Here is a 12,661-nt window from a genome sequence, read left to right on the forward strand (position 1 = left end):
GTTCAGACAAAAAAACGTACATTTTAGACATTATAAGAGCAAAACCAATGTCAATCGCAAGCGTTACAGTTGACAGTTGACAGTTTCCATAAATGAATTTTTTGCGTTACAAATAACAGATAACAGTTTTGGAAAAGAAAAAAACAGGGAAGATTCTGTGATTGTACCTACTCATTATCTTCTTCTTGAAATCTTACTGATTGCTCGTAATGTACTGATAATCAATACTAATTGGAATGGTAAAATGACGAAAGAAACAAATTAGGAACAACAAAATCAAGAAACCCCAAAATGAAAGCATGAGAAAACATAAATTAACACTGAAAACAATGATAAATTTCCGATTTTGACATTTTAAGAACATGGCAAATAGAACAAATATTTATGAACGCATATATGTATCTTGCCATGTTGGGAAATCAATTGCTTAGTCCCATTTTTGCAGATTATATTTCTATTTTGTCTAAATTACGACGGAATACAGCAGATATTCAAGGGATTTGGATGGATTATCACGATAAAATATTATTTTTGTAGCGTAAAAACGATAAAAACATGAAGTTAAATCGCATAAGAGCAGTCTTAGAGGACAAAGGGATAAGCCAAACATGGCTTGCAAAGAAGTTAGGAAGGAGTTTCAGTACGGTCAATGCTTACGTATGTAACCGTTCTCAACCCAACCTTACAACGTTCTTGAAATTGCACAGTTCTTGTCTGTGGATATGAAAGAACTTATCACGGACAAAAAGGAACGCAATGATTGAAGAGATTATGAGAGACAAAATAATATCATAGCATCATTTTGTGGATAAACTAAAATATAGTATTTGCAAAATAAATTGAACTTTTCTCATAAGAAAAGAAATATACTATAAGAGTTCATATCTCTCTACATGTTAAATTATTAATTGCTGATAACTATGAGACTGAAGCCAAAACTCCTCAATGCAATAATATTAGGATTGACAATGTTCCTTTCAATGCAAACCACTTGTGCTGCTTGCAACCCATCAATGGCCATTCAGCAAAAGAAAGTGGCAACTGTTGGCAAAAAGAGGGTTGCCATTAGCAAAAAGAGAGTTGTCAAGAGCAAGAAGAGAACCTATCGCAAGGCTTCGGCGCGTAAATATTCGCATAGGGAACTGAACGCCATTATGCGGATACTTGAGCGGAAGTTCCTGTCGGAAGACAAGACCCCGGCCTTGCGAAATGTTGTTGGATTTGGAATGGGATCCAACTCCATTGATGTTGCGCTCCGTTGGAACACGAAGGAGAAGCAGCTGGAGTTTCGTAGGCAGATTTACAACTCGCCCGCCATCAGGTTTGAGGGCAAGTTGGACCCTATCATCGACAACAGGGAAGGCGTGAGCACCTACCAAGGCATCTCCCTCAAGGCGGAGAAGCCTTCCTATCCATTGGGCACCACGGAAATCAGATTCACGATTACCAACCATAGTGGCGAGGAATTTGTGTATGGCGATGCCTATAGCATCACAGCCCAAGGAGCGGATGGCAATTGGTTTGTTGTGCCCACCGATTGCTCGTTCACGGCCATCGGTCATGTTTTAAACGATGGTCAAAGCGGCACCATTACTGCCCATCTTTTTCCCGATATTCTTCCCAACAAACCAGGCGTTTACCGCTTTTTTTATGAGGATAGCATAGATGGTGAGAAGGTGCCTTTCATGGCAACCTTTGAGTTGAAGTAAATAAAAAGAAACGATGTCACAGGGACAGGTCATTGACATCATGACTTACAATTCTTACAGCTTACAGTATTACAGTTTTCGGAAAGGAAAAATAGGTTTCGCGAGGACAGGGACTGTTTCTTGGACAACGCTAATTCACACCAGGCGTTACAGTTTGACAGTTGACAGTTTCTGAAAACGAATTTTTTGCGTTACAATCCTTACAGCTTATAGTATTACAGAAGAAGTATCTATTATTAGTTGATTATCAGTGTTATACGCTCTAAACGGTAGAAAAGTGACCGTATGGATTCTGATTAGATACGAAAAGGTGAATATTTAACGTATTAAACTTATATAAAAAATCATATTTTCTGGTGGCTAAAGGATGGCTATGTCGAAATTATTTTATAATTTTGCACTTTAAAAGTTTGATGAAAATCATGAAGAAATTCAATGGGCACAGACAATAACCTCCAAATACTGCAACAGCCAGAAAGTGCAGTTCTCTTCAATGACGTATGCCTTATAATAGATCAGGCAAGGCGGCATGTGGCAACTTACGTCAATGTAGAAGCGTGCTTGATGAACTGGCATGTTGGTAAGCGCATCAAGGAAGATGTACTTTACAATCAGCGTGCAGAATATGGCAAGCAGATACTCAAGAACCTGTCAGTAAAACTGACTGAAAGGTATGGCACAGGATGGGGAACTGAGAAACTGAAACATTGTGTACGCAGTGCGTACCTTTTTTCGGAGGATGACATTATGTACGCAGCGCGTACCCAATTGACTTGGACGCATCTACGCTCTCTAATGTCACTCAAAGATTCTCTCGAACGTCAATTCTACATGGAGATGTGTCGTATAGAGCATTGGGACACCCGTACGCTCGACGAGAAAATAGACAGTCAGCTATATCAGCGAACAGCCATCAGCCAGCGTCCAGAGGAAGTGATAAGGCGTGAGCTCAAGGAACTGAGGGAAGAGGACACACTGAACCCAGATATAGTCTTCCGCAGCACGTACTTCCTGGATATGCTGGGGTTGCCCGATGTTTTCTCAGAGAAAGACCTTGAGAACAGCATCCTCAACCAGTTGCTTGAGTTTATCAAGGAACTGGGCAGTGACTTTACCTTCGTGGATCGCCAGAAGCGCATCACCGTAGATTCCGAGGACTACTTCATCGACCTCCTCTTCTTCCATCGCGGTTTGCGTCGTCTTGTGGCGATCGATCTCAAGCTTGGCAAGTTCAAGCCAGCATACGAAGGACAGATGCGACTGTATCTGCGATACTTGAACAAGAACGACCGAAAACCCTGGGAGGAAGAACCAATCGGTCTTATCCTCTGCAGCGAAGGCAACACGGAACACATTCAGTATTTCATGCTTGACGATGATAGCGACATTCGCGTTGCGCAGTACTACACCGAGCTCCCATCGAAGGAGTTACTTGCTGACCGCCTACAACGAGCCATCGCCATTGCACGCGAACATCAAATAGAGAACAAATAAGCGTAAAATGACACTCAGCCATTCATATAACATATCTCTTAGTCTTAAAAAGAGTTCTAACGTGCTGATACCCACCGTTTTAGGGGGTGTATTGCGCGCAGCGTAACTCGCATAATTATAGATAGATACAAAGCCTTCCAGAGGTGCTTTCGGGCATCTTTGGAAGGCTTTGCTATGTCTATAGGCTCGATGACGAATGTCATCAAGACGATACCAAGGATAGGCTCGATGACGAATGTCATCAAGGTTAACATATATGGAAATCAGGAGGTAAAACGCTTAACTATGCGGTAGGCTTGCAAGGCTCAATGTTTATTTATAATTTTGAATATGCAACATAGACGTAAATGTAAAATCACATAAAAGTAAAAAACAATGTTATTAAAATGAAATGTCACAGGGACAGGTCAACGACATCAAGAATAATACACTGGTAGATGTCACAGTGACAGGTCATTGACATCATGACTTATAATTCTTACAGCTTACAGTATTACAGTTTTTGAAAAGGAAAAATAGGTTTCGGATTCTTAAAACACGAGGACAGGTTTCTGTTTCTTAGACCATGCCAATTCACACCAGACGTTACAGTTTGGCAGTTTTCTATAACCTGCTCTTTGCATCTGCTCCAGCACCAGTTCCCTTATACTTGCTGTTTGCCGTATTGAAACGATAAGAGAGGCGAAGCTGGACGCATGGAGAATTGTAATCATTGTTCTGGCTGTGGATGAAGTTGCCATAGTCGGTGCATACGTGTTCCTTTGTCTTGTTTAGGATGTCATTCCATGCAAGACGGACGTTGAGTGCATCGTGCTTGAGAAACGACTTGCTGACTGCAAGATTAAGACTATGTTTCGGTTTGGTAAACTTGTACATCACGTAGTCAAAGGGCGATGTGTATTGATAGTCAAGATCAATCAGCCATCCCTGCTTCAACTTGAATGAGTTGTTTGCCTGAACAAAGAACATCGGGTCGTTACGCTTGACTACACGCGTACCTGTTGATTCACGCGGGTCGATAACGGTTGTATTGAAGTACTGTTTCTCCATACCTGCGGTGTAGCGTGGATTCCATATGCCAAAGGTTGGTGATGCATTGAGATAGATGTTGAGTTTGCGGACAGTCTCCTTCGCGTTGGAATACTTGACCATTGCTGTGCAGTCATCGTCGTATGGATAGCCGAGCTGGTAGATGGCATTGTCAACCACTTCGTATGCTCCGGTAAGAGTGAGCCATCGCCAGTTGGCATTAAGCGAGAGTGTGTTCTGTATCTCGTTCAGGAGCGTAGGGTCGCCCGTCTGATACATGAACCGGTTGTTGTACTGAAGCTCTGTACTTAGCTGGTCATATCGTGGTCGCTTGATTTTTGTGGTATATCCAAGATTTATACCTACAGGACCAATCTTGGTTGATGCGTTGAATGAAGGAAACCAGTTGTTATGTGTCCTGCTGATATTATCCTTCGGGCTACATTCGTTGGTGTATTCGAAATCAACATGCTCGAATCTTAAGCCAGCCACCAACTGAACATGTTTGAAAGGTATGGCATATTCAGCAAAGCCAGAGATGTTGTTCTCGGCAATCTTCGCTTTCGACGAAGGAATCTCCATTTTGGTCGAGTTGTATTCCTGCTTTGCGCTTACGTATGTCTCCTCTGTTCCGATCTTAAACAGACCTTTCCAGATGGGGTAGGAGAGTACAAGTTTACCTGCGCCCATTCGTGCATAACCGTCTGATAAGTTTTCTACGAAGGCAGGGTCGTTCTGACTGCTTTCGTTCACGTTTGTTTCCTTTTTGTAGCCTGAGTCGCTGAAATCGGCGTTGAAGTTCACATGCAGCTTGTTGATATTACCGTCATAGTAGATATTGCCCGTAAAGGTGTGAGAAGAAGGTGTGGTGGTATGGGATGCAGAATGTACAATGTCAATCAGCTCGTCATTTGCATATACTTTGTCCTCAAATACGTTATCTTGATTACCAAACAGCATTCCGCCATAGTTCATCTTCATTCCAAGAGAATGGTTCTCATTAATCTGCCAGTTCAATCCGAGATCGCCGCTTATTCCGCTATTGTGACCAATGAAAGCGAAAGGACCTTCCATCAGGTTATGCTTTACGCTTCCATCTGGCATCTTGACGAATGTGTTACCACTCATTTGGTCACTTATCTGATAGCTGTGCTGATTGTAATAGACAAGTTTTCCAATGATATCCCAACCGCCTGTGCGATAGTTGAGGTCGAGAACCGACCATGACGGGTCGAAATCATGATTGTCGTATATGTGTTGCTGAGCCTGACTCGTAAGCGCATAGCTAAAGCCGTCACCCTGTCGCTTTACGGTGCGGATGCGCACTACACATCTCACCTCGCCACCATATTCGGCTCCGGGATTGCTTACGACGTCTATCGACTTGATGTCTTCCGACATAAGGTTGCGGAGCTCAGAGTCGTCGCTCACCTTTCTTCCATTTATATAATAAGTAGGTGTTCCACGTCCAATCACTTCCAGATTTCCATTCTTGGTAATCATTCCAGGCACTTTGGCAAGCACCTCAAGCGAATTGCCCGCATGTTCAAGTATCGACCCCTCGATGGTAGTTACCACAGCATCGCCAAGGAGCTTTGTCTTCGGACGAGTCTTGCTGACGACGATTTCATTCAGCAAATTAGCTTCAATCTGCATCTTGATTGTCTGTGTTGTAGTGAATGCAGAAACTGGTAGGTTCTTCGTTCCATATCCTATGGAGTAAATCTGTATGAAGTCGCCCGCATTCTTTCTTTCGATGCAGAACTGTCCCTTCGCGTCAGTTATGCATCCTGCCACGATGGAAGAGTCGGGAAGGGAACGGAGTGAAACTGTGGCAAACTCCATTGGTTGTCCATTCTCGTCTGTTACTCTTCCAATAAGATTCTGTGCACTCAGTTGGCATATTGTTGCCAATAAGATAATGATAGTTGATGTTGCTCTTTTCATGATTGATAAATTTTATATTCGCTTATTTGACGCGATGAAATCATGTTTGGTTGCAAAGTCTCGCATTTTTTTCTAGATGTCACAGTGACAGAGATGTCACAGGGACAGGTCATTGACATCATGACTTTCAATTCTTACAGCTTACAGTATTACAGTTTTTGGAAAGGAAAAATAGGTTTCGAATTCTTAAAACACGAGGACAGGTTTCTGTTTCTTGGACAATGCCAATTCACACCAGACGTTACAGTTTGACAGTTGACAGTTTCCAAAAATGAATTTTTTGCGTTACAAATAACAGATAACAGATAACAGTTTTGGGAAATGAATTTTTTTAGTAGCCTGAAGGCTAGAAATCTTTGGAGGAAATCTTTGAGAAAATATGGCCTTTGGCCAGAAATCAATCATCGGATCATCGGAATTTATACGGAATTTATACGGAATGTTTTTTAGTTGCTTCGCAAGAAATCTTTGGAGGAAATCTTTTTTAAGATGTTGCTTCGCAAGAAATATTTTAGGGATTCGCAGATTATCTCCCTTGTAAAATCTTTAATATAAATCTCAACTGAAAATGCGCTCGAGTTCCTCGCTTCTGGGAGGAATTTTATTATGGATCGCCTACGGCTCGACATCTTAACTATAATCTTTACAAGAATTTAACTGTAATCTTTCCGTGTTCTCCGTGTGTTCCGTGGATTCTTATGGGGGTTGCTTCGCAAGAAATCTGTTTAAGTTCCGTTAAGATCCGATGATGATAAAGAGTCTTGAAAAAAACTTTTGGAAAACGATGAACTTCGTTCTTCGTTTTCTCGTCATGGCAAAATCCGAATAAAATTCGGTTGTGCTCATTTGACTTAACGAAAACCATGAACTTCGTTCTTCGTTTTCTCGTCATGGCAAAATCCGAATAAAATTCGGTTGTGCTCATTTGACTTACAGAAAACGATGGTATTATAAAAAAAAAGAGTACCTTTGTATCAAAATTGATAAGAATCTATGGCAGAACCATTGGCAGAACGCTTGCGTCCAAGGACGCTCGATGACTATATAGGACAGCAGCACCTTGTTGGACAAGGGGCTGTCTTGCGCAAGATGATAGACGCTGGGCGGATTTCCTCGTTTATATTGTGGGGACCACCGGGAGTCGGCAAGACTACCTTGGCGCAGATCATAGCACATCGGCTTGAAACTCCATTCTATACGCTCTCTGCCGTGACGAGTGGGGTAAAGGATGTAAGGGATGTGATAGAACGTGCACAGAAAGGGCGCTTCTTCAACGAGGCATCACCGATATTGTTTATCGACGAGATTCATCGCTTCTCTAAGTCGCAACAGGATTCTCTGTTGGGGGCTGTTGAGAAAGGTGTGGTGACGCTTATTGGCGCTACTACCGAAAATCCTTCGTTTGAAGTGATACGACCTCTACTTTCCCGCTGTCAACTCTATGTGCTGAAATCATTGGAAAAAGATGATTTGTTGCAGTTGCTCGACAGGGCTATCACGAAGGATGTCTATCTGAAAGAGTTGGATATTACGCTGCAAGAGACGGATGCCTTGTTGCGGTTCAGCGGTGGCGATGCGCGTAAGCTTCTCAATATCTTGGAACTGGTGATAGAAGCATCGGACAAGAGTAAGCCTATTGTTATTGACGACAAAATGGTGGCTGAGCGCTTGCAACAGAATCCGCTGGCTTACGACAAGGATGGTGAGATGCACTACGATATTATCTCTGCTTTCATCAAGAGTATCCGTGGGTCTGATCCCGATGCGGCACTCTATTGGTTGGCGAGGATGATAGAGGGTGGGGAAGATCCTAAATTCATAGCACGCCGTTTGGTGATTTCTGCTTCAGAAGATATCGGATTGGCCAATCCTAATGCGTTATTGCTGGCTAATGCAGCCTTTGATGCGGTGCAGAAGATCGGATGGCCTGAAGGGCGCATTCCGCTTGCAGAAGCTACTGTGTATCTGGCAACGAGTCCGAAAAGCAACTCTGCCTATTTAGGTATTGATGCTGCCTTGGAACTTGTCAGACGGACTGGCAACCAGCCTGTTCCGCTTCCTATTCGCAATGCGCCTACGCAACTCATGAAGCAGTTGGGCTATCATGACGGTTATCTCTACCCGCATGACTATCCCGGTCATTTCACACCACAGCAATATATGCCTGATGCTCTTGTTGACGAACGGATATGGCATGGGCAACACTCGCCGGCAGAAGAAAAACTCTATGAAAGAATGGTTAACTATTGGGGGGAAAGGTATAAACAATGAATATGGAATATGATATCCTGGTGCAGCAGATTATTGAGTTTCTCGGAACATTTGCCTTTGCGATATCCGGTATTCGGCATGCTGCATCCAAAAGATTTGACTGGTTTGGCGGCTATGTTTGCGGAATTGCGGTGGCTATCGGCGGCGGTACGATACGTGACGTGATGCTGGGAACTACTCCTTTCTGGATGACCAATCCTATTTATATAGAATGTACGGCAATGGCGTTATTGTTTGTGATTGTCTTTGCCCGACACCTTAAAAGGTTGAGCAACGCATGGTTTGCTTTTGACACACTGGGTCTGGCTCTCTTTAATATTGCCGGTATTCAGAAGTCTATCGTCTTTGGACAGCCGTTTTGGGTCGCCATCATCATGGGATGTATTACAGGGGCGGCTGGAGGAGTGATCCGTGATGTGCTTCTCAACAACGAACCTGTGATTTTCCGCAAGGAGATCTATGCCATTGCTGCCGTTGCCGGCGGTCTTGCGTATTGGGGACTGGTGGTCTTGAATGTTCCTATTGAGGTGACTGTCATCGTCTCGTTTACTACAACCTGTCTGATACGTTTCATGGCGGTGAAGTATCATTTATCACTACCCAAGCTGAAAAACGAATGATGAAGTCTGAGGTCTGAGGTCTGAGGTCTGAGGTCTGAAGTCTGAGGTCTGAGGTCTGAAGTCTGAGGTCTGAGGTCTGAAGTCTGAGGTCTGAGGTCTGAAGTCTGAAGTCTGAGGTCTGAGGTCTGAAGTCTGAGGTCTGAAGTCTGAGGGAGTGGTCTTTATCATCCTACGAAAATTTTTCTCTGTGTTCTCCGTGTGTTCCGTGGATTTTTTTTAGTTGCCTACGGCAAGAAATCTTTGGGGGAAATCTTGATTAAGAAGTTGCTTCGCAAGAAATAATCTGTAATTCAGGGAGGCAGCAAACAAAATCTTTAACGAACATCTCGACTGAAAATGCGCTCGAGTACCTCGCTTTTGGGAAAGGTTTTGTTATGGATCGCATCGGAGATGCTCGAAATCTTAACTAAAATCTTAAAAATAATCTTCAAATAGAATCTCTAACCTCTAACCTCTAACCTTTAACCTCTAACCTAAACACTCCGTGGATTTTTGATGATTAGCCTGCCATTGTTTCTGGAACGATGGAATCAGATTTCGAAGCGGATGTAACTCCTGTCGTCGAATGAATCCTGGCCGTTGAGGAATGCCTTGCAGGCTAAGAACGTGTCGATATTGAGTGGGTCGTTCTCCTGCTGTTGCCGGAGCAGCCGTTCGCTCTCATCGAGTGTCTCACGCAGGAAGGGGTAGCCATCGCTTGCCATGACGATATGGTGAGGTTGGAAATCAAGGGTGATGACCTTCACAAACTGTTCGGCAATGCGAAAACCGTCTATCACGGCATAACTGACGTTCTGTTGTTTCATGCTCTCCACCATATCAGCCATAATATATTCGCGACTGGTGTCCTTGGTGAGCAGTTGATCTACGGTAGTGCCCTGACTCAACAGCTTTTTGGCATATTCAGACCGTTTGGCGGCATGAACAGCCTCTTCGGGTTTCGGATTGTCTATCAGTTCGCCGTCTATCAAGCATTGGCAGTCGCCCACCAGCCATAATTGCCGTTGAAGGCGGCTATAGATGATGGCAGAACAGGTGAGGCGATCTTCCGGATGCAGGAGGAGGTGTTCTGTTTCCGATTTCTTATACTCTCTACGGATATAGTTGGTCACCCCTATCAGAAACTGATGGCAATCAATTCCCTTGGGCATTTTCTTGATGTATTTGCCGGTCAACCGCATGGCCTGTCGCCCGTTGGAACGAAACCGGCTGTGCCGGTAGTTGGTCTTGGCTGTTGACCCATCAATGACTGCGATGAAATCATCTGTTACGACGATTCCGTCCTCGCATTTCTTTTCCGGATCCTTTCCCTGTATTTTCTGTTCGATGATTTTCATTGTTGTATTTCTTATAGTGAGGCATTCCTGTCGGCTGTTGGCGGTATGTGTTTCCGCCAGATCCTGGGCATAGTTCTCTAATCAGATCGGAACGCCCGATGCGTCGCAGACTCTGTTCTATGGATCTGCGTTCCTCTGGTTTGTACCAGAAGAAATATTGGCGTTGGGCAAGTTTCTCCTTTGGGCTATGGGCACTATACACCTCCTGGAGGGTGTAAGGGTCGTAGCCTGTGTACCATGTCTCGGTAGAAACGGTCATGGGGGTGGGTGTGAAGTCTTGCACTTGCTCCAACTGGAAATCGAGGCGTTTGGTGAGCACAGCCAGTTGTGCCATGTCCTCTTCTCTGCAGCCTGGATGGCTGGAGATGAAATAGGGGATGATCTGTTGGTTGAGGTGTGCCTCGCGATTGATGCGGTCGAAGATGTGCTTGAAATCGTCAAACTGTCTGAATGGCGGTTTGCGCATCAGCTGCAATACGTTGTCGCTGGTGTGTTCTGGAGCTACCTTCAGTCGTCCGCTGACATGTTTGGTGATGAGTTCGCGGGCATACTCCATGGCAGCCTTGTTGCTTTCTTCGTCTTTGCTATGATGCAGAATGAGGTCGTAGCGCACACCGCTGCCGATGAAACTCTTCTTGATGCCGGGAATAGCATCGACGCTACGGTAGATATCCAGCAGGGCGGTATGGTCGGTATTGAGATTGGGACAAATCTGCGGGTGGATGCAACTGGGTCGTTTGCACTTCTCGCACGCATTCAGATTGCGTCCTCGCATGCCATACATATTGGCAGAAGGTCCGCCAAGGTCTGAGATGTAACCCTTGAAGCCAGGCATCCCCATGACCTGTTTAACCTCGCGCAAGATGCTCTGTTTGGAGCGACAGGCAATGAATTTTCCCTGATGGGCAGAGATGGTGCAGAAAGCGCATCCTCCGAAGCATCCTCGATGGATGTTGACGGAGTATTTGATCATCTCATACGCCGGAATCCGCTTGTCTTTGTATTTCGGATGCGGTTGGCGCGTGTAGGGCAGATCAAACGAGGCATCCAGTTCTTCGGTTGTCATGGGCGGATAGGGCGGATTGACAACAGCATATTTGTCGCCGACGGCTTGAATGAGGCGTTGGGCGTGCATCATATTCGACTGTTCTTCGATGTGCCGGAAATTCTCGGCTTGTTTCCGCTTGTCTCTAAGACAGTCTTCGTGGCTATGGAGCACGATATCATGATCGCTGATGCCATCGACAATTTCGTTGCGACGGGCAAGATAGACGACCTGGGGCAATTCGTGAAGTGAAGAGAGGGGCAGTCCATCGTTTAAGCAACGGGCAATTTCAAGAATGGTTTTCTCTCCCATGCCGTATGAGATGATATCAGCCGGTGCGTCACAAAGCAGGCACGGCCTTAATCGGTCTTGCCAATAGTCGTAGTGAGTGAGGCGTCGCAAAGAAGCCTCGATGCCTCCAAGTACGATAGGGACATCTGGGTAGAGCTGACGGAGAATATTACTATAGACCACCGTTGGATATTCAGGACGCATATCATGTCGCCCGTCAGGGGTGTATGCATCTTCGGAACGCAACCGTCTGTTGGCTGTATATTTATTGACCATGGAATCCATACATCCCGGTGAGATGCCGAAAAACAGGCGTGGTCGTCCCAGTTTCTTAAAGTCACGGTAGTCACCATGCCAGTCGGGCTGTGGTACGATAGCCACTTTATAGCCGGCGGCTTCCAGTATGCGTCCGATGACTGCTGCGCCAAACGACGGGTGATCTACATAAGCGTCTCCGCTGAACAGAATAACGTCGAGTTCTGTCCAGCCGCGTAGTTCTATTTCTTTCTTCGTAGTAGGAAGAAAGTCTGTCAGTTGATATTTGCTGTTTGCCAATGTATATGTATTTTAGTTGAGGGGAGTGCCCTGTATGACGTCAGCGTCCACTCCGATAGGATCTTCGTTTTGGTTCTTCCAGTTGATGAACAGCAGAATGAGCTGTTGCAAGCCGAAAGCTTTCATGTTATGATGGTAGATGACGTCGAGGCAAAGGTCAAGAAGTGCCTTGTCTGTTGTGGCTTCAGATTCGAGCAGGGCGCGAATGTTGAGTTTGAGTTTGTCTAAGACCTGTTCGTCAATATACCCATTGGAGTCAATAAGATCGCGGAAGAGTTGATACTTCTCGATTGTTGCAAGGTGTTGCTCGCTGACTTCTATACTGCGGGTTCCTGTGGGGTTGCTCTGGATTCTGTACATAGA

General features: G+C 44.8%; 9 protein-coding genes and 1 pseudogene. 5 read left to right on the top strand and 5 right to left on the bottom strand.

The features are described from left to right. Positions 1-555 precede the first annotated feature (555 nt). The 3 genes and pseudogenes from CIK88_RS05390 to CIK88_RS05400 all read left to right on the top strand — a co-directional run bounded on the left by CIK88_RS05390 (position 556) and on the right by CIK88_RS05400 (position 3,203). Positions 556-764: pseudogene (locus CIK88_RS05390) on the top strand (helix-turn-helix domain-containing protein). Between the two features lie 156 nt (positions 765-920). Then, the gene (locus tag CIK88_RS05395; RefSeq protein ID WP_144007179.1) at positions 921-1,709 is read left to right on the top strand and encodes an immunoglobulin-like domain-containing protein; all 789 of its coding nucleotides are present in this window, start codon (positions 921-923) and stop codon (positions 1,707-1,709) included. Positions 1,710-2,144: 435 nt separating this feature from the next. Next, entirely contained in the window at positions 2,145-3,203 is a 1,059-nt protein-coding gene (locus tag CIK88_RS05400; protein ID WP_094391713.1) for a YhcG family protein, read from the top strand. A gap of 603 nt (positions 3,204-3,806) precedes the next feature. Here the strand turns inward: CIK88_RS05400 and CIK88_RS05410 are convergent. Next, positions 3,807-6,179 (bottom strand): TonB-dependent receptor domain-containing protein, encoded by a 2,373-nt coding sequence (locus CIK88_RS05410; protein ID WP_094435068.1) that lies wholly within the window; start codon positions 6,177-6,179, stop codon positions 3,807-3,809. 993 nt (positions 6,180-7,172) lie between these two features. Here CIK88_RS05410 and CIK88_RS05425 point away from each other — a divergent pair. Both CIK88_RS05425 and CIK88_RS05430 read left to right on the top strand, forming a co-directional pair. After that, positions 7,173-8,450, top strand: a complete 1,278-nt coding sequence (locus tag CIK88_RS05425) for a replication-associated recombination protein A (RefSeq protein WP_094435074.1) — start codon at positions 7,173-7,175, stop codon at positions 8,448-8,450. 2 nt (positions 8,451-8,452) lie between these two features. Continuing rightward, positions 8,453-9,070: a trimeric intracellular cation channel family protein gene (locus CIK88_RS05430; protein ID WP_094435140.1), complete on the top strand. Its 618-nt coding sequence runs from the start codon at positions 8,453-8,455 to the stop codon at positions 9,068-9,070. Here the strand turns inward: CIK88_RS05430 and CIK88_RS05435 are convergent. From CIK88_RS05435 to CIK88_RS05450, 4 genes are all read right to left on the bottom strand, one after another. Continuing rightward, the gene (locus CIK88_RS05435) at positions 9,047-9,238 is read right to left on the bottom strand and encodes a hypothetical protein (protein WP_094435076.1); all 192 of its coding nucleotides are present in this window, start codon (positions 9,236-9,238) and stop codon (positions 9,047-9,049) included. The genes CIK88_RS05430 and CIK88_RS05435 overlap by 24 nt on opposite strands. A gap of 362 nt (positions 9,239-9,600) precedes the next feature. After that, positions 9,601-10,407 (bottom strand): hypothetical protein, encoded by an 807-nt coding sequence (locus CIK88_RS05440; RefSeq protein WP_094435078.1) that lies wholly within the window; start codon positions 10,405-10,407, stop codon positions 9,601-9,603. Further along, positions 10,331-12,298 carry a YgiQ family radical SAM protein gene (locus CIK88_RS05445; RefSeq protein ID WP_094435080.1) on the bottom strand — a complete coding sequence of 656 codons (1,968 nt, stop codon included), beginning with the start codon at positions 12,296-12,298 and terminating at the stop codon, positions 10,331-10,333. Before CIK88_RS05445 ends, CIK88_RS05440 begins: the two co-directional genes overlap by 77 nt. A gap of 12 nt (positions 12,299-12,310) precedes the next feature. Beyond that, complete coding sequence (locus CIK88_RS05450) at positions 12,311-12,658, bottom strand: hypothetical protein (protein ID WP_094389481.1); 348 nt, start codon at positions 12,656-12,658, stop codon at positions 12,311-12,313. Positions 12,659-12,661 lie beyond the last annotated feature (3 nt).

The organism is Prevotella sp. P5-50 (genome assembly GCF_002251295.1).
Lineage (GTDB): Bacteria > Bacteroidota > Bacteroidia > Bacteroidales > Bacteroidaceae > Prevotella.

Bases quoted from the DNA above. Each gene is read 5' to 3' on its own strand.
- CIK88_RS05410 (WP_094435068.1), bottom strand. From the start codon at position 6,179: ATGAAAAGAGCAACATCAACTATCATTATCTTATTGGCAACAATATGC.
- CIK88_RS05425 (WP_094435074.1), top strand. From the start codon at position 7,173: ATGGCAGAACCATTGGCAGAACGCTTGCGTCCAAGGACGCTCGATGAC.
- CIK88_RS05395 (WP_144007179.1), top strand. From the start codon at position 921: ATGAGACTGAAGCCAAAACTCCTCAATGCAATAATATTAGGATTGACA.
- CIK88_RS05430 (WP_094435140.1), top strand. From the start codon at position 8,453: ATGGAATATGATATCCTGGTGCAGCAGATTATTGAGTTTCTCGGAACA.
- CIK88_RS05450 (WP_094389481.1), bottom strand. From the start codon at position 12,658: ATGTACAGAATCCAGAGCAACCCCACAGGAACCCGCAGTATAGAAGTC.
- CIK88_RS05400 (WP_094391713.1), top strand. From the start codon at position 2,145: ATGGGCACAGACAATAACCTCCAAATACTGCAACAGCCAGAAAGTGCA.
- CIK88_RS05435 (WP_094435076.1), bottom strand. From the start codon at position 9,238: ATGATAAAGACCACTCCCTCAGACTTCAGACCTCAGACTTCAGACCTC.
- CIK88_RS05440 (WP_094435078.1), bottom strand. From the start codon at position 10,407: ATGAAAATCATCGAACAGAAAATACAGGGAAAGGATCCGGAAAAGAAA.